General features: G+C 71.5%; 20 protein-coding genes. 7 read left to right on the top strand and 13 right to left on the bottom strand.

Annotated elements, in window-relative coordinates; translation table 11 throughout:
• The first annotated feature begins 73 nt into the window (after positions 1-73).
• Positions 74-1,618, top strand: a complete 1,545-nt coding sequence (locus ACZ6KY_RS06315) for an alpha/beta hydrolase (RefSeq protein ID WP_469309157.1) — start codon at positions 74-76, stop codon at positions 1,616-1,618.
• A gap of 114 nt (positions 1,619-1,732) precedes the next feature.
• Complete coding sequence (locus ACZ6KY_RS06310) at positions 1,733-3,286, top strand: alpha/beta fold hydrolase (protein ID WP_469309156.1); 1,554 nt, start codon at positions 1,733-1,735, stop codon at positions 3,284-3,286.
• Positions 3,287-3,357: 71 nt separating this feature from the next.
• On the opposite strand, the gene moeZ is transcribed toward ACZ6KY_RS06310, so the two are convergent.
• The 12 genes from moeZ to ACZ6KY_RS06250 all read right to left on the bottom strand — a co-directional run bounded on the left by moeZ (position 3,358) and on the right by ACZ6KY_RS06250 (position 18,380).
• Entirely contained in the window at positions 3,358-4,536 is a 1,179-nt protein-coding gene (moeZ, locus tag ACZ6KY_RS06305) for an adenylyltransferase/sulfurtransferase MoeZ (RefSeq protein WP_469309155.1), read from the bottom strand.
• A gap of 63 nt (positions 4,537-4,599) precedes the next feature.
• Complete coding sequence (locus tag ACZ6KY_RS06300) at positions 4,600-5,349, bottom strand: spherulation-specific family 4 protein (protein WP_469309154.1); 750 nt, start codon at positions 5,347-5,349, stop codon at positions 4,600-4,602.
• The gene (locus tag ACZ6KY_RS06295; protein WP_469309153.1) at positions 5,337-6,299 is read right to left on the bottom strand and encodes an NAD-dependent epimerase/dehydratase family protein; all 963 of its coding nucleotides are present in this window, start codon (positions 6,297-6,299) and stop codon (positions 5,337-5,339) included. The genes ACZ6KY_RS06300 and ACZ6KY_RS06295 overlap by 13 nt, the downstream gene beginning before the upstream one ends.
• Positions 6,300-6,544: 245 nt before the next feature.
• Complete coding sequence (locus ACZ6KY_RS06290; RefSeq protein WP_469309393.1) at positions 6,545-7,573, bottom strand: hypothetical protein; 1,029 nt, start codon at positions 7,571-7,573, stop codon at positions 6,545-6,547.
• A 212-nt stretch (positions 7,574-7,785) separates the two neighbouring features.
• A complete protein-coding gene (locus tag ACZ6KY_RS06285; protein ID WP_469309392.1) occupies positions 7,786-9,615 on the bottom strand; it encodes a DUF3492 domain-containing protein in 1,830 nt (609 codons plus the stop codon).
• A 210-nt stretch (positions 9,616-9,825) separates the two neighbouring features.
• Complete coding sequence (locus ACZ6KY_RS06280; RefSeq protein ID WP_469309152.1) at positions 9,826-11,646, bottom strand: dipeptide ABC transporter ATP-binding protein; 1,821 nt, start codon at positions 11,644-11,646, stop codon at positions 9,826-9,828.
• Positions 11,643-12,641 (bottom strand): ABC transporter permease, encoded by a 999-nt coding sequence (locus tag ACZ6KY_RS06275; protein ID WP_469309151.1) that lies wholly within the window; start codon positions 12,639-12,641, stop codon positions 11,643-11,645. The genes ACZ6KY_RS06280 and ACZ6KY_RS06275 overlap by 4 nt, the downstream gene beginning before the upstream one ends.
• On the bottom strand, positions 12,638-13,759 hold the full coding sequence (locus tag ACZ6KY_RS06270; RefSeq protein WP_469309150.1) for an ABC transporter permease: 1,122 nt from the start codon (positions 13,757-13,759) through the stop codon (positions 12,638-12,640). The genes ACZ6KY_RS06275 and ACZ6KY_RS06270 overlap by 4 nt, the downstream gene beginning before the upstream one ends.
• Positions 13,760-13,763: 4 nt before the next feature.
• Positions 13,764-15,482, bottom strand: coding sequence for an ABC transporter substrate-binding protein (locus tag ACZ6KY_RS06265; RefSeq protein ID WP_469309149.1), 1,719 nt, complete (start codon positions 15,480-15,482; stop codon positions 13,764-13,766).
• Positions 15,483-15,683: 201 nt separating this feature from the next.
• Positions 15,684-15,776 (bottom strand): Ms4533A family Cys-rich leader peptide, encoded by a 93-nt coding sequence (locus tag ACZ6KY_RS06260; RefSeq protein ID WP_318658278.1) that lies wholly within the window; start codon positions 15,774-15,776, stop codon positions 15,684-15,686.
• A gap of 55 nt (positions 15,777-15,831) precedes the next feature.
• Positions 15,832-17,382 carry a DUF3152 domain-containing protein gene (locus ACZ6KY_RS06255; RefSeq protein WP_469309148.1) on the bottom strand — a complete coding sequence of 517 codons (1,551 nt, stop codon included), beginning with the start codon at positions 17,380-17,382 and terminating at the stop codon, positions 15,832-15,834.
• An 8-nt stretch (positions 17,383-17,390) separates the two neighbouring features.
• Positions 17,391-18,380 carry an alpha/beta fold hydrolase gene (locus tag ACZ6KY_RS06250; RefSeq protein ID WP_469309147.1) on the bottom strand — a complete coding sequence of 330 codons (990 nt, stop codon included), beginning with the start codon at positions 18,378-18,380 and terminating at the stop codon, positions 17,391-17,393.
• A 159-nt stretch (positions 18,381-18,539) separates the two neighbouring features.
• Between ACZ6KY_RS06250 and ACZ6KY_RS06245 the strand changes: the two genes are divergently transcribed.
• The 4 genes from ACZ6KY_RS06245 (at position 18,540) to ACZ6KY_RS06230 (ending at position 20,482) form a co-directional block, all read left to right on the top strand.
• Positions 18,540-18,758, top strand: a complete 219-nt coding sequence (locus tag ACZ6KY_RS06245; RefSeq protein ID WP_469309146.1) for a hypothetical protein — start codon at positions 18,540-18,542, stop codon at positions 18,756-18,758.
• Positions 18,759-18,950: 192 nt separating this feature from the next.
• The gene (locus ACZ6KY_RS06240) at positions 18,951-19,592 is read left to right on the top strand and encodes a TetR/AcrR family transcriptional regulator (protein ID WP_469309145.1); all 642 of its coding nucleotides are present in this window, start codon (positions 18,951-18,953) and stop codon (positions 19,590-19,592) included.
• A 184-nt stretch (positions 19,593-19,776) separates the two neighbouring features.
• Complete coding sequence (locus ACZ6KY_RS06235; RefSeq protein WP_328558121.1) at positions 19,777-20,004, top strand: DUF3107 domain-containing protein; 228 nt, start codon at positions 19,777-19,779, stop codon at positions 20,002-20,004.
• A gap of 208 nt (positions 20,005-20,212) precedes the next feature.
• Positions 20,213-20,482: a hypothetical protein gene (locus ACZ6KY_RS06230; RefSeq protein WP_469309144.1), complete on the top strand. Its 270-nt coding sequence runs from the start codon at positions 20,213-20,215 to the stop codon at positions 20,480-20,482.
• 67 nt (positions 20,483-20,549) lie between these two features.
• Here the strand turns inward: ACZ6KY_RS06230 and ACZ6KY_RS06225 are convergent, their stop codons facing one another.
• Positions 20,550-21,311 (bottom strand): ferritin-like fold-containing protein, encoded by a 762-nt coding sequence (locus tag ACZ6KY_RS06225; protein ID WP_469309143.1) that lies wholly within the window; start codon positions 21,309-21,311, stop codon positions 20,550-20,552.
• Positions 21,312-21,784: 473 nt separating this feature from the next.
• On the opposite strand from ACZ6KY_RS06225, the gene ACZ6KY_RS06220 reads away from it, so the two are divergent.
• The coding region (locus tag ACZ6KY_RS06220; protein WP_469309142.1) for a DEAD/DEAH box helicase at positions 21,785-23,896 on the top strand (2,112 nt) is incomplete at its 3' end.

Here is a 23,896-nt window from a genome sequence, read left to right as displayed (position 1 = left end):
CCCCGTGGTGCCCCCTCACCCACACGGCTCGTGCCCCGAGCGCCCCACCCCGCCCGCCCGCAGGATGGGGAACATGCCGAACCCGCCCCAGCGGCGCGCCGCAGCCCTGGCCGTCACCACCGTCCTGCTGACCTCGTGGGTGTCCGGCTGCAGCGGTGACTCGAAGGGCGAGGATCTGACAGCACAGAAACTGAGCTGGAAGGCGTGCCCGGCACCGTCCGAGGCCGAGGGCGGTGGCAGCGCCCCCTCGCCTCTGCCCGGCGGTACGGAGTGGCAGTGCGCGACCTTGAAGGTGCCCCTCGACTGGTCCGAGCCCAAGGGCGACACGATCGGGCTCGCGCTGATCCGGGCGAAGGCCAGCGGCGAACCGGGCAAGCGCATCGGCTCGCTCATCTTCAACTTCGGTGGCCCCGGCGGCTCGGGCGTCACCACCCTGCCCGCCTTCGGACAGGACTACGCGGCCCTGCGCACCCGCTACGACCTGGTGAGTTTCGACCCGCGGGGCGTCGGCCGCAGTGCGGGCGTGAAGTGCGAGAACGACCAGCAGCTCGACAGGTTCTTCCAGCAGGACGGCACTCCGGACGACGCCGCCGAACAGCGGGAACTCCTGCGGAACACCAGGACGTTCAACGCGGCGTGCGAGAAGAACTCCGGCAAGGTCCTCCCCCATGTGCGCACGACGGACGCGGCTCGCGACATGGACCTGATGCGGCAGGTGCTCGGCGACGACAAGCTGCACTATTTCGGCATCTCGTACGGCACCGAACTGGGCGGCGTCTACGCCCACCTGTTCCCCGAGAACGTGGGCCGTGCCGTCTTCGACGGAGTGGTCGACCCGACGCAGAACGTGGAACAGAGCTCCCTCGGGCAGGCCAAGGGCTTCCAGCTCGCGCTGGACAACTTCGCCGAGGACTGCACCTCGAAGGTCGAGGACTGCCCCATCGGTGACACCCCGCAGGACGTCAAGGACCGCATCGCCAAACTGCTGAAGGACCTCGAAGCGAAGCCGATCCCCGGCGTCTTCCCGCGCCAGCTCACGCAGACGGCCGCGACCAGCGGCATCGCGCAGTCGCTGTACTCCAAGGACTTCTGGGAGTACCTGACGGAGGGACTTCAGCAGGCGTACGACGGCGACGGCAAGGTGTTGATGCTGCTGTCGGACTCGATGAACGGGCGCAGCGAGAACGGCCAGTACAGCAACATCACCCCAGCGAACATCTCCATCAACTGCGCGGACGACAAGCCGCGTTACACCGCGGACTATGTGCGGTCGAAGGTTCCTGAGTTCCGGGCCGCCTCCCCGCTGTTCGGCGACTATCTGGCCTGGGGCATGGTCAGTTGCACCGACTGGGCCGTGCCGGGAGCCGCCGAGCACCCGGACGTCAGCGCTCCCGGCGCGGCACCGATCCTCGTCGTCGGCAACACCGGCGACCCCGCCACGCCGTACGAGGGCGCTCGGGCGATGGTGAACGCGCTCGGCAAGGGCGTCGGAGTCGAGCTGACCTACAAGGGCCAGGGGCACGGGGCGTACGACAGCAAGAACAAGTGCGTGCAGGGCGCGGTGAACGGCTATCTGCTACAGGGCACCGTGCCGTCGGCCGGCACCGCCTGTTCCTAGAAAGTCGCAGGTCAGAGCGTTATCCACAGGCCTCGGCGGGGTCGGCTGCCGACGCCTACTATGGCCTGCATGTGATCCGCGACTTCGGGCGGACCACGGGCGAGGGGGACACTCATGACACGTTTCGCACGGTGGACGGCCGCGGCCGCCGCCGCGTTGCTGCTGGCCGGCTGCGGCGGGGGCTCGTCGGCCGGCAACAAGGACGAGGGGAAGAACGGTGACGGACCGTCGGCCACCGCGCCGGCTTCCGGCGGATCGTCGGGTCTGCCCGCCTCGCTCACCTCACAGAAGCTCGACTGGGGCATCTGCAAAGGCACTTCGGACTCCCCCGTGCCCGGGAGCGGCTGGCGGTGCGCGACGCTCAAGGTGCCGCTGGACTACGCGAAGCCGGGCGGCGCGACGATCGGCCTGGCGCTCATCCGCTCGAAGGCGACCGGCGGTCAGGGCAAGCGCGTCGGCTCGCTCCTGTTCAACTTCGGTGGCCCCGGCGGCTCGGGCATCTCCACGATGCCGTCGTACGAGAGTGTCGTCGGCCCGCTTCACGACCGCTACGACCTGGTGAGCTGGGACCCGCGCGGGGTGGCCGCCAGCGAAGGTGTGCGGTGCCGCGGGGACAAGGCGATCCAGGCCTCCGAGTCGGTGGACGCCACACCGGACGACGCGGCCGAGGAAGCGGCGTACTTCAAGGACGCCGTGGACTTCGGCAAGGGCTGCGCGAAGGCCGCCGGAAAGCTGATGTCCCATGTCTCGACGACCGACACGGCCCGCGACATGGACCTGATGCGCCAGGTCCTCGGCGACCGCCGGATGCACTACTTCGGCATCTCGTACGGCACCGAACTGGGCGGTGTGTACGCGCACTTGTTCCCGAAGAACGTGGGCCGCCTGGTGCTGGACGCGGTCGTCGACCCGAGCGCCGACACCGTGGGCCACGCCAAGAACCAGACACTGGGCTTCCAGCGCGCCCTGGACGACTACCTCAAGTCCACCGGCCAGGACCCGAAGCGGGGCTCCCGGAGGATCGCGGACCTGTTGAAGCGGATCGACGCGAAGCCCCTGCCCACCACGGGCGGACGCGAGCTCAGCCAGACGCTGGCCCTCACCGGCATCGTGCTGCCGCTCTACAGCAAGGAGGGCTGGCCGCGCCTCACCGAAGCCCTGAAGGACGCCGAGGGCGGGGACGGTTCGGCCCTGCTGACGCTCGCCGACGGCTACAACGAACGCGACGCCTCGGGGCACTACGGCACGACGACACATTCCCAACGGGTCATATCGTGCTTGGACGACAAGGAGCGGCCGACTCCCGAGGAGACGAGGAAGCGGCTGCCCGAGTTCGAGAAGATCTCGCCCGTCTTCGGGGACTTCATGGGCTGGGACACAGCGGGCTGGTGCCACGACTGGCCGGTGGCCGGTCAGTACGACACCCCCGAGGTCAGTGCGCCGGGAGCCGGACCCGTCCTGGTCGTCGGCAACACCGGGGACCCGGCGACACCCTACGAGGGCGCCCGCAGGATGGCGGACGAGCTCGGCAAGGGCGTGGGCGTGGAGCTCACCTGGAAGGGCGAGGGCCATGGCGCCTACGGGAGTGGGAGCGACTGTGTCGACTCGACCGTGAACAGCTATCTGCTGGACGGGACGGTGCCCAAGGACGGCAAGGTCTGCTCATGACGACGGCGGGGGTTTCACGGACACCGGGTCCGCGAAACCCCCGCCGTCGAAAGAGCGGGCCGGGCCGCCGGTCAGTACACCGGCTTGTCGGGCTCGATCTGGTGGACCCAGCCGATCACACCGCCGCCGACGTGCACCGCGTCGGAGAAACCGGCGGACTTCAGGACGGCGAGGACCTCCGCACTGCGGACACCCGTCTTGCAGTGCAGGACGATCTTCTTGTCCTGCGGCAGGGTCGCCAGGGCGGTGCCCATGAGGAACTCGTTCTTCGGGATCAGTTTGGCACCGGGGATCGAGACGATCTCGTACTCGTTGATCTCGCGGACGTCGATGATCTCGATGTTCTCGCCGTCGTCGATCCACTCCTTGAGCTGCTTGGGAGTGATCGTCGAGCCGGCGGCCGCCTCCTGCGCCTCCTCGGACACGACGCCGCAGAAGGCCTCGTAGTCGATGAGCTCGGTGACGGTGGGGTGGTCGCTGCAGACCGCGCAGTTCGGGTCCTTGCGGACCTTGACCTGGCGGTACTGCATCTCCAGGGCGTCGTAGATCATCAGGCGGCCGACGAGCGGCTCGCCGATGCCCGCGAGAAGCTTGATCGCCTCGTTGACCTGGATGGAGCCGATGGACGCGCACAGCACGCCGAGGACGCCGCCCTCGGCGCAGGAGGGGACCATGCCCGGCGGCGGGGGCTCCGGGTAGAGGCAGCGGTAGCAGGGGCCGTGCTCGGACCAGAAGACCGAGGCCTGTCCGTCGAAGCGGTAGATCGAACCCCACACGTACGGCTTGTTGAGCAGCACGCACGCGTCGTTGACCAGGTAACGGGTCGCGAAGTTGTCCGTGCCGTCGACGATCAGGTCGTACTGGCTGAAGATCTCCATCACGTTCTCGGCCTCGAGCCGCACTTCGTGAAGGACCACGTTCACGTACGGGTTGATGCCCAGCACGGAATCGCGCGCGGACTCGGCCTTGGAACGGCCGATGTCCGCCTGGCTGTGGATGATCTGGCGCTGCAGGTTCGACTCGTCGACCTCGTCGAACTCCACGATGCCGAGCGTGCCGACGCCCGCCGCGGCCAGGTACATCAGTGCCGGCGATCCGAGGCCGCCGGCGCCCACACAGAGCACCTTGGCGTTCTTCAGCCGCTTCTGCCCGTCCATGCCCACATCGGGGATGATCAGGTGGCGGGAGTACCTGCGGACCTCGTCTACGGTGAGCTCAGAGGCTGGCTCGACCAGGGGTGGCAGCGACACGGGGACTCCGTTGGTCGGTCAATCACTACAGTTGTTCTCCCCGTAACACTGCCACGCCCTTCTTCATTCCGAGACACCCGTTCCGATCCGCGAGACGATCTCGTCCCAGTAACCGGGCATCGTCTCCCAGGGGTCGGCTCTCCCGCCGTGATCGGAGCGGTCGGTGAAGTAGATCGTCGAAGCGCCCTGCCAGCGGGCGATGCGCAGTGCCTCGTCCAGGTGGCCGCGCGGCACACCGTGCACGAAATGGCAGAAGCGCGCGGGGGGATAGTCGGCGGTCCACTCGGCGACCTGCGACCAGCGGTATTCGGTCCAGGGGCCCGAGAAGGTCACCAGCTGGTCGGCGTTCTCGGCGTAGCCCGGGTGCGGGTGGGTGCCGTGGCCCAGCACGATGTGGGCGCCGTCGCGGAGTGCGCGGAGCGCGCCGACCGCGCGGCGGATCTCCGGGAGCGCGGCGCGTTCGGTGGGACAGCGGTCGAGGATGAATCCGTCGGCCTGGTACCAGTCGAGATAGCGGCGCGCGTCGGAGGTCATCTCGCCGAAGGTGCGGGCTCCATAGGCGGCGTCGAGGTGTCCCAGCACCCGGACGCCCGCGTTGCGCAACCGTCCCGAGGCCTCCAGGCAGCGCGGGTCGGGTCTCGCTCCGGGACCGTTGTCCACGTTCAGGACGACCCAGTGCAAGGGGGTGCCGGGGCGGGTGAGTTCGTCCCATTCCACGGGAGCGACGAGGGGGTGCGCATAGCCGGGGATGCCGAAGCCGAGTCCTAAGTCGGTGCTCGCGCTGCCGGTCGCGGTGCTGGTCAGATACGACATGCCGCCTCCATCCAGATATCGGCGAGGGATTCCTCGAGATTGATCCGGGGCCGCCAGCCGAGCCGGTCGCGCGCGGTGCGCACGTCGGCCTGCTGCCAGCTGCCGCAGCCGTCCGGGTAGGGGTACGCGACCGGGGCCACGTGGTCGGGCTCGGGGCGGGGGTGGCCGATGGACGCCCTCATGGACGGGCCGGACGGACCGTCGAGTTCGTGCAGGGTTCCGCTGTAGCCGGCCACGCGGGCGAGGACGGCTGCGGTGTCCCGGAGGCGTACGGCACGGCCCGAGCCGATGTTGATCACGCCCTGCGCGGCGGACAGGGAGGCGGCGTGGACGGCGCGGGCGACATCGCGGACGTCGATGAAGTCGCGCTGGACGCCGAGGCCGCCGAGTTTGAGTTCGCCGTCGTTGGCCTGCATGGCGCGGCGCAGGGCTTCGGCGAGCCGGCCGAGCGGGGATCCGGCGGGTGTGCCGGGTCCCGCGGGCGAGAAGACGCGGAGCACGACGGCGTCCAGGCCGGAGCCGAGGACGAGTTCGGTCGCGGCGAGTTTGCTCACTCCGTACGGGCCGCCCGGGCGCGGGACGGCGTCCTCCGCGGTCGAGGAACCGGGCTGGCTGGGCCCGTACTCCGCGCCGCAGCCGATCTGGACGAGCCGGGCGCCGCAGCCGCTGCGGCGCAGGGCCTCGCAGACGGTGGCGACGGCGACGGTGTTGTGCCGGGTCAGTTCGCGGGCGCCGCCGCGGGTGGCGCCCGCGCAGTTGATGACGACTCCGGGGTGCACCGCGTCCAGGAAGCGGGTGAGTGCGCCGGGGCTGCCCGAGGCGAGGTCGAACCGGACGTCGGCGTCGTCACCCCGGCCGAGGGCGGTGAGCTGCACGGCCGGGTCGGCGAGCAGTCTGTCGGCGACGAAACGGCCGAGGTAGCCGTTGGCTCCGATCAGCAGGACCCTCATCGGGCGGCTCCCGGGGCGGATTCTCCGGTTCGGGAGGTGATCATCTGACTGTCTCCTTCGAGGTGGTGCCGTAGGTCGTGAAGAGGGCCCGCGGTGTCGGCCCCGCGGGAGGGAAGGGGCCCGGATCCGGAACGCTGTCCGGACGCCGGGGAGGGCTCACGGCGGTGGGGGCGTCGTGGGCCGGTTTCGGGCGGGCTCGGGCCACCGGTCCTGCGGACCCGGTGCGCCGGGGCGCGGATCGCGGCTCATGGGGCCTCGCAGGGCAGGGCGTGGGCCGAGGCGCGGGTGAGGGTGCGGGTCGCCTGGACGAGTAGGACGAGGGCGCCCGCCCCGCAGGCCAGGGCCGGTACCGCGCCGGGTCCCGCCGCCCCGACCAGGCTGTCGACGGGGGCGGCCAGGAACGAGCAGCCGGGCAGACGTGCGGCGAAGACCGTGGCGAGGGCGGTGGCCTCCGCCACGCCCGCACCGGCGAGCGCGCGGACCGGGGCGTGGGTGAAGCCGCGTGCCGTCAGCAGTCGGGCGAGCAGGAGCAGTGCGCCGAGGGCACCGGCTCCGGCGTAGGCGGGTGACTCGTCCAGTGCCGTCCCGCACAGTGCGAGCAGTCCGACCAGTGCGCACAGGTACAGGGCGAACGCCCCGAGGAGCAGCGGGCGTACGGAGGCGGCGAACTCCTCCAGGCCGCGGCTCGCGCCCAGTCGGCGACGGGCGCGGGCCGCGAAGAGGTGGGCGCACCAGGCCGCCGGGACACAGGCCAGGAAGAGGGCCAGCACGGATGCGGTGGCCAGGGGCCAGGGACCGTGCGGGCCGCCGCCCTGGCCGGCGCTCAGCAGTCCGTCGCCGACGAGGGCGTACGCGATGAGCGAGCAGGTCCACGCGCGTGCGGCGTTCGTCGTGCGGTGCCGGGTGCTCAGGGGTCCGTGGCGGAGGGCGAGGCACAGGCCCGCCGTCATGGCCAGGGCGCCGAACGCCGCGACGGCGAGACGCGGCTGCCCGTCGGTGAGCCGCAGCCCGACGACGACGGCCGTACCGAGGGCCCCCGGCACGAGGGCGAGTGCCGTCCAGTAGGCGTGCGTGCCGGGGCGTCCCGGGGTCTCGGTGCGGGGCGCGGACTCGCCGTCGCGTGCCACGCGGGCGTACATCTCCTCGGCGAGCGAGAAGACGTCCCGGTGCCGGAAGCGCACGGCGGTCCGGTCGGTCACTCCGTGGGCCTCCAGACCCGCCGCGATCTCCAGCGGGTCCACGGCCCGCGCGCAGAGTTCGCGGTGCCGGTGCATCAGCGCTTTCACGGGGTCCACCGCGCCGCGGTGCCCGGCGGGCCCGCGGGCGCCTTGGGAGCCGCCGTGTGCCGAGTCGCCGTCGCGGAGTGGACCGGTGTCGCGTACCGACCGCTCGTCCCAGGTGCCGGGGCTCGTCGGTGTGGCGGGCAGGTCCGGTTCGCCCTGGCCGTCGAGCCCGCCCGGGACGCCCGGTCCGGCGCTGTCGATCGTCACGCGCCCTCCCCCACGGAAACGGGCATCGGCACGGGCACCACTGGCACGGGCACTGGTACAGACGCGGGCACCGGTACGGGCACTGGCACTGGCACTGGCACTGGCACTGGCACGGTGGCTCGTACCGGTGACCCCGCCGCCCAGCGCGGCCTCCCCGCGGTCATGAGGCGGGGCACGGTCCAGCGGCCGGGCACATGGGCCTCGGCGGGGACGCCGAAGGGCAACGGTTCCCCCTCCTCGTCCACGACGACCCGACGCACCGGGGAGTGCGAGACGATCTCCAGGTAAATGCCGTGAAATGCCGTGATGTTCTGCTCGACGGTGAAGAGTTCGAGGGCGCGTGCGCGGGCGGCCGCGCCCAGACGCTCACGGCGCTCCGGGTCGCGCAGCAGTGCCACGCACGCTTCCGCGAGCGCCCGCGGATTGCGCGGCGGAACCACCAGCCCCGTACCGCCGATGACCTCGACGACCGCGCCCACGTCCGTGGAGACGGTGGCCCGGCCGCAGAGCATGGCCTCGACGAGACTGACCGGGAAGCCCTCGACGACGCTGGACAGGACGACCAGGGCTCCGCAGGCGTAGGCCTCCGCGAGGCTCGGGATCTCCGGTCCGCCGATCTCCTCGAAGGAGACCGGGTTGTCGCCGACCACGTGCACCCCCTCCGCCTCGTCGGGGAAGAGCTGTGCGGCCAGTGCCTTGCAGTGGGCCAGACAGGTCGCTCCGTCCGGGCCCCCGGCGGGGGCGCCGATGATCCGCAGCCGGGTCTTCGGCTCGGCCTTGCGGATCTCGGCGAAGGAGTGCAGCAGGGAGATCAGGTCCTTGGCCGGTTCGACGCGGCCGACCCACACCAGCGTGTCGGGGTCCGCGCACCGGCTGCCCCGCGTGCCCTCCCCGACGTCCGCGAAGCGCGCGGCCTCCATGCCGGGGTGGACGGTGCGCAGCTTGGCGCGGTCGGCGCCACAGCGCTCCTGCCAGCGGCGGGCGTGCGCGTTGCCGGGCGTGATGAGCGCGGCCGCGCGGTAGACCTCGGTGGCGAGCCGGCCGTGGAACGCGGCGAGCAGCGCCCGGACGGCGGGGGCCTCTTCGAGGGTCGCGGCGGCCAGGTAGTGCGCCCGCAACTGCACGCCGTACTCGGTGACCAGCAGGGGGACGCCGAGGAAGTGCCGGGCGAGGAGGCCGGGCAGCGCCGCCGCTCCGCCGGCCGCGGCGTGGCAGAGGTCGGCCGAGCCGAGCGCGTCGTCCTCGTACCAGTCCAGCGAGAGGGGGCGCAGGGTGCGCTCGATGTGCGCGGCGACGGTGAGCAGATCGGGTACGCGCGCGGTGCGGGCCGTACGGAGTGATCCGGGTGCGCGACAGGCGCGTTCCAGGGCACGTACCGCGTTCTCGGAGCGCAGGGCGCCGGCCAGTCCGCCCTCGTCCCGGGCGAGTTCGGCCAGTCCGTACAGGGCGCCGGCGAAACGGTCCGCCTCGGCGCCGACGGAGTCCGCCGGGTCCCCGGAGACTTCGGTGGATGCTTCCGCGCCCGCGGCTTCCGGGCCTCCGCACACCGCCGCCGCCAGTTCCCCGTAAACCTCGGCGAACCGGCGCCGGGCCCGGCGTCCGTACACCACCCCGTCGCTGTGCGCCGTCCACAGCGGTGCCGTGCGTACGCGGCCGACCTGGGGCGGCAGCTGGACCCAGCCCTGGTCCTCCTGGCGCTCGGTGCGGCTGAGCGCGTAGATGTCGAACTCGTGCTGCCCGAGCCCGCGTACGAGCCGGTCGCACCAGAGTCCGGCGTCACCGCTCACATACGGATAGCCACCCTCCGTCACCAGTCCGATGCGCACGAGCACACCCCCGATCTCCCGTATGAGGAGCCGCCGTTGACCCGGCGGCTCGCAGCGGGACGAACGTATGCGGACAAGGCGGTGGTACGACGGACGGTTGTCCGTCGCACCACCAAAAGGGGTGAACGCTCGTAACTTTCCCGCGCAGACCGCGTTTCGTCGCGCTACGAGATCAAGCAGACACGTTTTCGCGGGCCTCGGGCCCTCGGGTCACGCCGGGGACAGCTCCTTGCGCTCCGCGCGGCGCCGCGCCGCGATCTCCGGATCGAGTGCCGGTACGGCGGCCAGGAGCTGCCGGGTGTACGGGTCCCGCGGGCTCTCGTAGACCTCGTCGGCGGGACCGTACTCGACGAGCCGGCCGCGTCGCATCACCGCGACCCGGTCGCTGACCTGGCGTACGACCGCGAGATCGTGCGCCACGAACACCAGCGCGAGCCCGAGTTCCCGCTGCAACTCGCCCAGCAGGGCGACCACTTGGGCCTGCGTGGTGACGTCGAGCGCCGAGACGGGCTCGTCGCACACGATGACGCGCGGCTCGGCGGCGAGTGCCCGCGCGATGCCGACACGCTGGCGCTGTCCGCCGCTGAACTCGTGCGGGTAGCGGTCGTAGTGCGCCCCCTCGAGCCCCACGCGCTCCAGCAGTTCCCGTACGCGCCCTCGAATGCGCCCCTCGTCCCTCCCCCACTCTCGGCTTCGCCCGAGCGGGGGGACCCCCGTCCCGCGCGCCCGCAGCGGATCGGCGATGGACTCGCCCACGCTCCGCCGGGGGTTGAGGGAGGACACCGGGTCCTGGAAGACCATCTGCACCGAGGGGCGTACGCCGGACTGTTCGCGCCCCTCGTGGCGGACCACGCCGGCCGTGGGCTCCAGGAGCCCGACCAGCATCCTTCCGAGGGTCGTCTTCCCGCTGCCGCTCTCGCCGACGATGCCGAGCGTCTCGCCGCGGCGAACGCTCAGCGACACGTCGTCGACGGCTGCGAACCGCCGCTTCCCGCGTCCGAACTCCCGCCGGAGCCCGACCGCTTCGAGGACGACGTCGTCCGAGCGGGCGCCCTCGACCTGGCTGGTTCCCCCGGCCGGGCCGGTCCCCGCGACGGGACCAGCGCCTCCGGCCCGTCCGGCGCCTTCGCCTACCTCCGGCCCGGCGCCGATCTCGCCGGGCCGTGCGCCCGTGTCCGGTCCGGCGGCCTTTTCGCGCCCGGCCCGCTCGACCACGCGAGGTGTGTCCACGCGGGGTACGGCGCCGAGGAGTTCGCGGGTGTACGGCTCCCGGGGTGCGCCGAGGACGGCGGCGACCGGCCCGTGCTCGACCGCGCGTCCGTGACGCATGACCAGGATCTCGTCGACGCTCTCGGCCGCGACCCCGACGTCATGGGTGACCAGCAGCAGCCCCGTCCCGGTCTCCTCCCGAAGGGTGTGCAGGAGGTCGAGGATCTGGGCCTGGACGGTCACGTCGAGGGCCGTGGTCGGCTCGTCGGCGATCAGGAGCTCGGGTTCGCAGGCCAGGGCCATGGCGATGAGGGCGCGCTGGCGCATGCCGCCGCTGAACTCGTGCGGGCGCGAACGGGACCGGCGTGCCGCGTCGGGGATGCCGACGCGGTCCAGTACCCGCACCGCACGCGCGCGTGCCGCTCGTCGGGACGTCTTGGTGTGCACCCGGTACACCTCGGCGATCTGGTCGCCGACCGCGTAGTACGGGTCGAGGGAGGACAGCGGGTCCTGGAAGACCATGGCGGCCTTTCCGCCGCGCAGCCGGCGCAGTTCGTCGTCGGACGCCCGCCGTACGTCGACACCGGCCACCCGGACCGTGCCTCCGACGCGCGCTCCGGTGCCCCGGTGCAGCGCGAGCAGGGCCGACGCCACGGTGGACTTGCCCGAGCCGGACTCGCCGACGAGGCCCAGCGCGGCGCCCTTCTCCAGCCGGAAGGAGAGCCCGTCGACGGCCCGCAGGTCGCCGAAGTCGACGACGAGGTCGCTCACTTCGACCAGCGGGCCGGAGGCGGAGGAAGAAACCGGGGAAGAGTCGCTCATACCAGCACCACCCGTCGGTCGGCCACCGCGTAGAGCACGTCCGCGACGGCGTTGGCGATGACCACGAAGAAGCCGATGACCAGGACCATGCCGACGACCACGGGAAGGTCGACGACGTTCACCGCGTGCACCAGTTCCTGGCCGATACCGGGCAGTCCGAACAGTGTCTCGGTGAGCACCGCGCCGCCGACCGCCGACCCGAAGGTGCTGGCGTTCAGCGCGATGATCGAGGCGAGCGCTCCCCGGACGGCGTGCCGCCCGATGATCGACCGCTCGCCCACGCCGTAGGCGCGGAAGGTCCGGATGTGGTCCTCGGCCAGCGTCTCCAGCATCGAGACCCTGGTCAGCCGGGCGAACGCGGCGGCCTCGACGAGGGCGAGCGAGAGCCAGGGGAGCACCAGGTTCCACGCCCACTGTTCTGGGTCGTCGGAGAAGTTCACGTACTGCGGGAAGGGCAGCAGTTCCAGCTGGCCGCAGACGACGATCATCAGGATCAGGCCGATCACGAAGACGGGCGTCGCCGTGCCCGCGAGGGTGACGCCGGTCAGCACCCGCTCGCTGAGCCGGCCGCGCCGCCAGGCGGAGAGCACGCCGGTGCCGACGCCGAGAACCAGCCACAGGACCATCGCGCCGAACACCAGCGACAGGCTGACCGGCAGTTTCGTGAGGATCAGCCGCGTGACCTGCTGGTCGGTCTGGTAAGACAGCCCGAGGCAGGGCGCGGGGCAGTGCTGGACGGAGGTGCCGGTCGAGTAGTCCTGGCCGACGAGGATCCCCTCCAGGAAGTGCCAGTAGCGCACGTACAGCGGGTCCCCGAGGTGCAACTGCTCGGCGACCTGGCGCACTTGGAGGGGTGAGCAGCGCGGGCCGCAGGTGATCTGGGCGACGTTGCCGGGGGTGGCGTAGAAGACGACGTAGATGATCACCGAGATGGCGAGGAGGGTGATCGCGGTGCCCAGGGCACGGCGCAGGACGAACCCGCCGAAGCCGCTCATGCCGTGGCCTCCTTGGTCTCGTCGGCGGACGCGCCCGGCCGGGGCACATCCGCGCCCTGCGGGGGCGTTCCGGCGTCCTGCCGGGGTAGGTCCGTGCCGCCGCCGATGGGCGCGTCCGCGCTCGCGTCGGCCTTGGCCTCACGTCTGCGGCCCGTGCCGACGCGCAGGCGGGAAGCCGCGCGCGGGTCGAGGGCCACGCGCACGCCGTCACCGAGGACGGTCAGGGCGAGGACGGTGACGAACAGCGCGCCCGCCGGCAGCAGCAGGTACTGCGGCGCGGCCTGGTACCAGACGTCGGCGGCGGTCAGCATCTGTCCCCAGGACGGGGTCGGGGGCTTCACACCGACGCCGAGGAACGACAGGGCCGCCTCGACGCCGATGTTCGCCGGCACGAGGAGCGCGGAGTACGTGATGAGCGGGGCGGCGAGGCCCGGCAGCAGATCGCGGCGGGCGATGCGCCAGGTGCTCCAGCCGCTGAGCCGGGCCGCGGCGACGTAGTCCAGCTGCTTGAGCGTGAGCGTCTGCGCGCGCACGATCTTCGCGAGGGTGCCCCACGCGATCAGACCGATGACGAGGGCGACCAGGACGGGACGCGGGAAGCTGCCGGGCACGATGGCCAGCAGCGCCAACGACATGATCATCAGCGGCAGGGCCACGATGATCTCCGTGATGCGGCTCAACAGTTGATCAACCCATCGGTTCCCGAGCGCGGCCGCGACGCCCACGACGACGGCGATGAGGACCTGCACCAGGGTCGCCGCGAGCGCGACGCCGAGGGAGACCCGGGCGCCGTACACGAGGCGTGCGAACAGGTCGCGGCCGGTCTGCGGTTCGACACCGAGCCAGTGGTCGGCGCCGATGCCGCCGAGCGCGCCGACGGGGACGCCGCCGCGCGCGGAGTCCACCAGTGAGGGGTGGTAGGTGGTGGGGTCCTGGCCCTCGATCGCCGTGAGCAGCGGTGCGGCGAGCGCGACCAGGACGAGCAGCGCGACGACGGCCGCCGCGACGAGGGCGGCGCGCTGCGCACGCAGCCGCCGCCAGAACTGACGGGCCCCCGAAGCCCCCGTGACGGACACGTCCGTCACGGGGGCCGCGGAGGCGACAAGTGCCTCGCTCACAGTGCTACTTCACCGCGACCTGGGAGATGTCCAGAACGCCGGTCCAGTCGCTGATCACGATGTTCTTGACGCCCTCGCCGTACAGGCGCTTGTAGACGGGGTGGAACAGCGGGACGGTCAGCGCCTGCTCACCGATCTTCTTGTCCAGTGCGCCCCAGCGCTTGGCGGCCTCGTCGAGATCGGTCAACTTGTTGATCGCGTCAATCTCGTCATTGACCGACTTGTCGTTGAGGAGGCCGGTGTTGAAGTTGGCTCCGTCCTTGACGATCTGCCGGCCGTCGAAGATCGGGGCCAGGAAGGGGCCGCCGGAGGGCCAGTCGGCACCCCAGTGGGCGAGGAAGAAGCCCGGCTCGGTCTTGACGCTCTGGACCTTGTCGCTGTAGTCGTTCTCCTCCAGACCCTGGAGCTTGACGGTGATGCCGGCCTTCTTGAGCGCGTCCTGGACGGCGGTCGCGATCTCCGGGCTGGTCTCGAAGTTCTTGCTGTTGGAATGGGTGAGCGTGATGGTCAGGCCGTTCTTGTGGCCCGCCTGCGCCAGCAGTTCCTTGGCCTTGGCCGCATTGCCGGACGCGCCCGCCGGGAACAGGTCGTACGGCGTGTAGCCGAAGGACTTCTGGTTCGGCAGGTACGTCGTCGCGGGCTCGGCGAGCGACGAGCCGCCCGCGGCGTTGATCACCGAGCTGCGGTCGATGGCGTACGAGATCGCCTGGCGCACCTTCGGGTCGTCGAACGGCTTCACCTTCGGGTTGAAGGCGAGGTAGTTCGTGTAGCCGAAGTGTCCGGTGCCGACGCGCGAGGCCAGCGCCTTGTCCCCGGTCACCTTGGCGAGCTCGGCCGGGCCGAGGTTGGTGTCCGTGGTGACGGCGGTGGCGTCCGCGCCCTGGGAGGAGGACAGCCGCTGGTTGATCACGGAGGAGTCCAGGCCGGACCGTACGTCGATCTTGTCCGGGTAGGCCTTGCGCTCGGCGTCGGTCGACGCGGACCAGTACGTGTTGCGCTCCAGGGTGAGGCGCTCGCCGTCGTTCTCGTTCTTGACGACCTTGTACGGACCCGAGGAGACCGGGTGCTCCTCGTACTTCGTGCCGGTGTCCTTGGCCTTCGGGACGGGCGTGAACTGCGTCTGCGTGGCCAGGTAGGGGAACTCGCCCTCGGGCTTGTTCAGGTGGAAGACGATCGTCAGCGCGTCCGGCGTCTCGATCGAGTCGAGGCCCTTCTTGTCCTTGTAGGGCCCCTGGTAGCCGGCCCCGCCGATCAGCCAGTCCCGCAGGTAGGGCGCGCCGCCGGAGAGCTCGGCGGCGAAGGAGCGCTCGATGCCGTACTTGATGTCGGCGGAGGTGATCGGCGTGCCGTCCTCGTACTTGAGGCCCTTCTTCAGGGTGTACGTCCACACGGTCGCGTTCTTGCTCGGACGGCCGGTGTCGGTGGCCAGGTCCGGCACGACCTGGGCGCCGGGGGCCCCGTTCTCGCGGTTGCGGGTGGTGAGCGTACGGAAGACGAGCGAGGGCACGTTGCCGCCGCCGGACGTGTAGAGCCGCGCGGGGTCGAAGTCCTGCTGCGGGTTGGCGTTCAGGACGGTGAGCGTGCCGCCCTTGTGGGGCCGGGAGTCGCCACCGGAACTCTTGGCATCGTTGTCCTTCGGCCCGCAGGCGGCGGCGCCCGCTGCCACGACCAGGCTGACGGATGCCGCGGCCACGCGGCGCGCTATGACGGACGGTTGACGCATCGGAAGACGACCTCTCGGATGACTCGAATACTGAGACGGAATGACACGGAGTGAGACGGAAGAGCGCGGAGCTCGCCCAGGGCGTCAGGCGTCGGAGTCCGACCGGACCGAAAGAGGCACGGGCACGCCGAACCGCTGGGGTTCAGGAGCGCACGGAAACAATGACGGGAAGGAAAGCGACGCACTCGCCGGGGGCGGGCGTCAGCAACAGTGAATGTCGGCCACGCAGAGCGCGGTCACGCCGATGAGCGCCAGCTCGATGGCGGCGCGAACGGAGGCGTGACGGGAGGACATGCGGAAAATATGAACGATCTTTTTCCGCATGTCAAAGCGATGTGGGCGCTTTCCGTCAACTCGTGGGATAGGGCCAGGCGTTGGGCAGGCAGTGGATTCCGTCGTGGTCGAGGAACTTCGTCTGCTGCTGCATGACCGGGGCGAGGTCGCCGTCCTTCTCACAGGTGACGTGCCCGTATCCGAGCCGGTGGCCGACCTCGTGGTTGATCAGCATCTGCCGGTAGGCGTGGATCTTGTCACCGAAGCCGTAGGTCTTGGAGCCCTGGGCCCAGCGGTAGGCGTTGATCATGACGCGCTCGGTGGACGCCGAGTCGCACGACACGTTGTCCTCCGTGGTGTCGAGCCCCGACTTGGCGCACCACTCGGCGGTGGTGCCCGGGCTCGCCAGCGTGATGACGAAGTCCGGTTCGCCGGAGTCGACCCGCTCGAAGGTGCGGGCTCCGCCGTGGGCCCAGCTCCGTGGGTCGTTCAGGGTCTTCTGCACGGCGTCGGCGAAGAGCGCGCCGTCGAGACCGAGGCCCTTCTCGATGTCGACGCGGTAGGTGTACTTGTGCCCCTTGCCGGGCGCTTTGGCGCCTCCGGGCACCGCTTCGAACTTCCCCGACGCCTTGAGCTTCGCTCCGAGCGGGTACGTCCTGGCCATCCGCTGGTCGTACGTCAGGGCCGCCGCGGCCACGGTCGGCTGCCCCGACTGGGTCGGCCGGTCGTCTCCGCGTGAGGCGGAGTCCTGGGTCGCCCGGCCGGCGCCGTCGGCGGATTCCGTCCGCGCGGCCGCGTCGTGCTGTCCGGAGGCCATCTGCCCGGTCACGACGACGGCCAGCACGGTGGTGACGGCGGCCGCCGCGATCCCGGTGAACGCCCACCCCTTGCGGGCCTTGCCCTCGCCCTGCTCGTCGGTCTCCGGCAGCGGCCGTTCACCGGTCCCGGTGAACTCGGTGTTCCCGTCGGCGGCACGGGGGCCAGTGGTCCGCCCCGAGACACCTCCGCGGGGCACGGGAAGGCCGCCGCTCTCCTGCGTCTCGAGGTCGAACGCGTCGACGTACGCCTGCCGGGGGGTCGTCACGGCCTGCTGACGCTGCCGGGGGACCCTCGGTCCGGAAGGCGCGCCCTGCGGAGCCGCACCGGCCCCGGACTCCCCCCAGCCGCCGCCCTGTTCACGCTGCTCGGGATGCCCGCCCCGCACCTGCGGCACGCCGCGGGCGGGGGTTCCGTCGGGAAGGCGTGGCACACCGCGCGCCGGAGTCCCGTCGAAAAAACGCGGCACCCCGCGCGCCGGGGTGCCGTCGTCGAAACGCGGGACCCCCTGTGCCGGAGTCCCGTCCGCGAATCGTGGCACCCCGCGCGCGGGAGTGCCCTCGGCCGTCCGCGGGAAGCCGTGTGCGGGGGTCGCGTCGTCGAAGCGCGGTCCGCCTCGCTGTGGTGCGCCCCGCTGCGGGGTACCGCCCGAGGGCGGGTAGGGACCCAGGGGTCCGGAAGGCCGCGTCGCCGCGCGGCTGTCGCCGTCCGGGCGAGGCGCCGGAGCGGGTGCCGCTTCCTGTGCCGGAACCGCTCGCGTCTGCGAGGTGTCCGTCTTGTCGGCCCGCCCCCGACGACTGTGTCGTCCCACTTCCCGCCTCAGCTCTCCGCGCCGATTGCCACCGAGGAGGTCAACTCTCCCAGATCCGCCAGGAGTTCACGGAATGCGGTGGCCACCGTCTCCGGATACTCCATCATGGCGACGTGCCCCGCCTCCGGCAGGGACAACAGCCGGGAGTCGCGGAAGGCACGAGCCGCGCGCTGCGCCATACGGTAGCCGACAAGTTGGTCGCGGCCGCCGTAGACCAGGAGCGTCGGGGCGAGCACCCGTTCGGCCTGACGCCACAGCCCGTGCTGGCCGCCCAGCGTGTAGGCGTTCACGACCCCGCGCGCGGAGCGGGCCATCGCGTCCCAGAAGTAGGGCAGGGCGAGCCGCCGCTCCATCTCCTCGACCGCGTCACGGAACCCCTCGGGCGTCACGATGCCGGGATCGCCGTAACAGAGGGCCAGCACCCCCCGTACGCGCTGCTCAGCGCTCCATTCCTTGGTGAGCCTGGTGAACAGGCCCGCCACCCCTGGAAGCGCGAGCATCGCGGTCGGCCACGCGGTGCGCTGCGCGCGGATCTCGGGCAGCGCGGGGGAGACCAGAGTGAGCGTCCGGACGAGATCGGGCCGTACGGCCGCGACGCGGGTCGTGACCGCTCCGCCGAGTGAATTGCCGAAAAGGTGTACTGGTCCACGTCCGGACGCGTCGAGATGGCGGATGACCGCGCGCGCGTGTCCGGTGACCGAGTAGTCGCCGTCGTCCGGCGGCGGCGAGTCACCGAAGCCCGGCAGATCCAGGGCCTCGCTGTCCACGAGCCCGTCGAGCAGCGACATCAGCGCCGACCAGTTCTGCGAGGAACCGCCCAGACCGTGCACGTACAGCGCGGGCGGCAGGTCCTCCCTGGCCGGCGGTCTCGACCGGACCGTCAGCGTGATGCCGGGCAGCCCGACCGATCGCAGTCGCTCCCCCTCCGCGACCCTGACGGCGCTGACCCTCGGCATGACGGTGGCGGCCGGTGCGGAAGGGAGTTCGGTCGAAGACATGCCGCAATGTTACGAGACGATCACGCAGGCGCTCATGTGTTCGCCGTCACAGATGGCGAGCGGATCGCATAGCGTCCGGATCGCGTGTCTCCTAGGCTTCGAACGAGGGCACTCGCACGTTCGTCAGGAGCGCACTCGTACCGTTCGGGAAGAGGAACCATGACAGTCGACCCGACAGACCCCGGAACATTCGACGACCAGTTCCGGGAAATCCTCGACGCGGAGGCCCCCGAGGCCGACGCCGCCGAGCAGTCCGCCGAGCTGGACCCCGCGGACGACGTCGACCCGGAACCCCCGGGCGACCGCCTCAACGCCGATGATGCCGATCTCGCCGAGCAGGCCCGGGTCGTCCGGCTGAACGAGGACGACTACCGGTGACGGTGCCGCGACACCGCTGATCGAGGCCGTCGGGACGGCCGGGTGCCCAGCTCGTCCCCTTCGGCACACTGTGTGCCGTCCCCGTCGGCGTCCGGTCCGTGAAATTCTGCGCTCGCACCGCACACAGCACGGTTACCGAAAAGTACGATGGCGGCGCGGCGCACACCGCACGTGGACAATTTGGGAGGCGGCGTGACAGCCATCGAGCAGACAGAGGCAGCACGCCCGCGGGGCACTCGCCTGCCGCGCCGTGCCCGACGCAACCAGCTCCTCGGCGCCGCCCAGGAAGTGTTCGTTGCTCAGGGATATCACTCGGCCGCCATGGACGACATCGCCGAGCGCGCGGGCGTCAGCAAGCCGGTTCTCTACCAGCACTTCCCGGGCAAGCTCGATCTGTACCTCGCCCTGCTCGACCAGCACTGCGAGTCCCTGCTCCTGGCGGTACGGACGGCGCTCGCGTCGACCACGGACAACAAGCTGCGCGTCCGCGCCACCATGGACGCCTACTTCGCGTACGTGGAGGACGACGGCGGCGCGTTCCGGCTGGTCTTCGAGTCGGACCTGACCAACGAGCCGGCGGTGCGCGAGCGCGTCGACAAGGTGACGCACGAGTGCGCCGAGGCGATCTGCGACGTCATCGCGGAGGACACCGGTCTCTCGCGCGCGGAGTCCATGCTCCTCGCCTCGGGCCTCGGCGGTCTGGCCCAGGTGGTGGCCCGTTCCTGGCTGCACAGCGACCGCAGTGTCCCGCGCGACCAGGCCGTCCAGCTGCTGACCTCGCTCGCCTGGCGGGGCATCGCGGGTTTCCCGCTGCACGGCACCGACGGCAACTGACCCACAGAATCACCGACACCGAGGAAGCGGCCGGGGGCACATCCCCCGGCCGCTTCTTTGTTCCCGTCGGCTGTTCGCTCCTGGCGTTCCCGGGCGGAGCGTGCACCTCCCCTCGCCGGGCTAATGTGTGCTGCGTACGGCGCGTACGAACGCGCACATGACTGACCGTCGGAGGGACAAAGCCGTGGAGGTCAAGATCGGCGTGCTGCACGCGCCCCGCGAGATCGTTCTGGAGAGCGGTCAGACCCCGGAAGAGGTCGAGCGCGCGGTGTCCGAGGCGCTGGCCGGCAAGTCGCAGCTGCTGAGCCTCGTGGACGACCACGGCCGCAAGGTCCTGGTTCCGGCCGACCGGCTGGCGTACGTGGAGCTCGGCGAGCCCACGCAGCGCAAGGTCGGATTCAGCGCTCTGTAGAGCAGCAGCGCGACAGCGCGACGAAGTGGTACGTGAAGGGCCCGGTGACCTGGTCACCGGGCCCTTCACGTATCCACTTGCCGCACCCGGCCCGGGCGCGTCCACAGATGGAGCACATGCCGCGCACAGGGGAGGATTGCGTTCCGCACGTCAGGGGTAGGAGCGGCTACGACCGATTTGCACCGGCCGTGCGGGAGGGACCATCACCATGTTCTTGGAAGCGCTCGGCTCCGGGCTGCTCGGTCTCGCGCTGGCGTGGGCGGCCTCGTACCGCCTGCCCCACCGCTTGCCGGCACGCACCCTGGTCCTGTCGACCGGCGTGGCAGGAGCCCTGTTCGGCGCCTTCCTGACGCACACGGCACTGGGCTCCGGCCACTTCCTGGCCATCCTTCTCGGCGCGGCGGCCGTCTCCGCGGCGCTGCTGTCGCTGCTGCTCCGCCCCGAGGAGCGGTTTCGGCGCAGCTCGGCGACGGCGTAAGGCGTTCCGCGGACCCCGCTCCCGCGACCGTGAACCGCGCCCCTAGGCGGCTGGACGGGCCGGGCCGCTAGGCGGCGAGGCCCAGTGCGGCCATCCGCTTGGTGTGCGCCTCGGTGATCCGGGAGAACATCCGGCCGACCTCCGCGAGATCGAAACCGTCCGCGACGCCGCCCACGAGCATCGTCGACAGGGCGTCCCGGTCGGCGACCACGCGCTGCGACTGGGACAGGGCCTCGCCCATCAGCCGTCGCGCCCACAGCGCGAGCCGGCCGCCCACCCGGGGGTCGGCGTCGATCGCGGCGCGCACCTTCTCGATGGCGAAGCCGGCGTGACCGGTGTCGTCGAGGACGCCGAGGACGAGCTTGCGGGTGTCCGAGTCGAGGCGGGCCGCGACCTCGCGGTAGAAGTCGCTGGCGATCGAGTCGCCGACGTACGCCTTGACGAGCCCCTCCAGCCAGTCCGAGGGAGCCGTCTGCCGGTGGAAGCCGTCGAGCGCGGCGACGAAGGGCTCCATCGCCTGCGTCGGCTCGGCGCCGACCTCGGAGAGCCGGTCCCTGAGCTGCTCGAAGTGGTGGAACTCGGCCGAGGCCATCTTCGCCAGCTCCGCCTTGTCGCTGAGCGTGGGCGCCAGCTTGGCGTCCTCCGCGAGCCGCTCGAACGCCGCGAGCTCGCCGTAGGCCAGCGCTCCGAGCAGGTCCACCACCGCGGCGCGGTAGTGCGGCTCGGCCGAGGCCGTGTCCCAGTTCTGCGCGGCGACTCCGGTGGCCGCGGGGGCGGTGTCGGCGGGGGCCTCGGCGGGCTTCTCAGCGGCGTTGTCAGGCGTCGTCATGAAGCGCACAATAGCCCGCTCACAGCACGAGGGAAGTCCCTGGTCAACCAGTGTGACGACGACTACGTGACCAAATCGGCCATCGCGTGTGCGCGATTCCGGGGTATGGTGGTAATGCGCCCGGCGAGTAAATCCGACGGGCCGCACGAATGAGGATGCCCGGTCGGTGGCCCGATCGGCTCCGACCCGACAGCCCTCCTCGTCGGTACGGCACATTGCGTACGACATCCGGAGGGAACCCTCAGCGGCACGAGAGCTCGAGCGTCGGCAGTGGTCCCATGCCACTCGGCCCGCCCGTCAAGAGCGGCCGACGTCCCCGGCACGGTCCCGACACGACCCCCGCGCTCGCCTCGCACCGCGTACACAGAAGAGGCAGCACCCTGACTACGACTTTCCGAGACCTCGGAATCCTTCCTGAGACCGCCGAAGCCCTTGAGGCCGTCGGCATCATCAACCCCTTCCCCATCCAGGAGATGACGCTCCCCGTCGCCCTTTCCGGCAGCGACGTCATCGGCCAGGCCAAGACCGGCACCGGCAAGACGCTGGGCTTCGGTCTTCCGCTCCTGGAGCGCGTCACCGTCCCCGCGGACGTCGAGGCGGGCCGGGCCAAGCCCGACCAGCTCACCGACGCCCCGCAGGCCCTCGTCGTCGTCCCGACGCGCGAGCTGTGCACCCAGGTGACCAACGACCTGCTGACCGCGGGCAAGGTCCGCAACGTGCGCGTTCTCGCCATCTACGGCGGCCGGGCGTACGAGCCCCAGGTGGAGGCCCTGAAGAAGGGCGTCGACGTCATCGTCGGCACCCCGGGCCGCCTGCTGGACCTCGCGGGCCAGAAGAAGCTGAACCTCAAGCACATCAAGGCGCTCGTCCTCGACGAGGCCGACGAGATGCTCGACCTGGGCTTCCTGCCCGACGTCGAGAAGATCATGAACATGCTGCCGCCCCGCCGTCAGACGATGCTGTTCTCGGCGACCATGCCGGGCGCGGTCATCGGTCTCGCGCGCCGCTACATGTCGCAGCCCACGCACATCCGCGCCTCCGAGCCGGACGACTCGGGCGCGACGGTGCGCAACACCGCGCAGTTCATCTACCGCGCGCACAACATGGACAAGCCCGAGCTCGTCGCCCGCATACTGCAGGCCGACGGCCGTGGCCTGGCCATGGTCTTCTGCCGCACCAAGCGCACGGCGGCCGACCTCGCCGACCAGCTCCAGCAGCGCGGCTTCGCCTCCGGCGCGGTCCACGGCGACCTCGGCCAGGGCGCCCGCGAGCAGGCGCTGCGCGCGTTCCGCAACGGCAAGGTCGACGTCCTCGTCTGCACCGACGTCGCGGCCCGCGGTATCGACGTCGAGGGTGTCACCCACGTCATCAACTACCAGTCCCCCGAGGACGAGAAGACGTACCTGCACCGCATCGGCCGTACCGGCCGCGCGGGTGCCAAGGGCATCGCGATCACCCTCGTCGACTGGGACGACATCCCGCGCTGGCAGCTCATCAACAAGGCGCTGGACCTCGGCTTCGGCAACCCGCCGGAGACGTACTCCACGTCCCCGCACCTCTTCGAGGAGCTGAGCATCCCGGCCGGCACCAAGGGTGTCCTGCCGCGTTCCGAGCGCACCCGCGCCGGGCTCGCGGCCGAAGTGGTCGAGGATCTCGGCGAGACCGGTGGCCGTGGCGGCCCGCGTGGCCGCGGTGGCCGTACGGCCGCGCCGTCGGCCACCGAGCGCGAGCGTGAGCGCCCGGCGCGCACGCCGCGCCAGCGCCGTCGTACGCGCAACGGTGCGACGGACGAGACGTCCGCGTCCACGTCCCCCGAGGTGACCACGGAGTCCCCCGCGTCCGCCGAGGCCACCGAGCCCCGCACGCCGCGCCGCCGTCGGCGTACCCGCGGTGGAGCGGGCTCCGAGCCGGTGTCCGCCGCCGCTGTGGCCGCCCCGGTGGCCGAGGCCGCGGAAGCCGCCGTGGCGACGGCCGAGGGTGTCACCGACGAGCCGGCCGCGCCGCGCCGTCGCCGGAGCCGGAGGAGCGCCGAGCCCACCGAGACCGCTGTCGAGACGGCCGCGGTGACCGCCGCCGAGGCCGTCGTCGAGAGCGCCGCCGCCGAGATCGTCGCCGAGGCTCCGGCCAAGCCGGCCCGCCGCCGGACCCGCAAGGCCGTCGAGACGGCTCCTGTAGCCGAGACGGTCACCGAGGCCGCCGAGGTCACCGAGGCCCCGGCCAAGCCCGTGCGGCGCCGGACCCGCAAGGCCGCGGAGGCCGTTCTCGACACCGTCGAGGCCGCCGCGACCGAGGTCGCCGAGACCGTCGCCGAGACCAAGCCCCGGCGCACCCGCGCCAAGGCCGCCACCACCGCCACGGACACCACCGAGGCCGCCGAGGCGACCGACGCCAAGCCCGTACGCCGACGGACCCGCAAGGCCGTCGCCGAAGCCGACATCCCGGCCCAGGCCGCCGACGAGGCCGAAGCGAAGCCCGCCACCCGTCGACGCACCCGCAAGGCCGCGGAGGCCGTTCTCGACACCGTCGAGGCCGCCGCGACCGAGGTCGCCGAGACCGTCGCCGAGACCAAGCCCCGGCGCACCCGC

Source organism: Streptomyces sp. NPDC042002, from assembly GCF_055588305.1.
The sequence above is the reverse complement of the archived record's forward strand: the minus strand, read 5'-3'. Positions and strand labels throughout refer to the sequence as shown.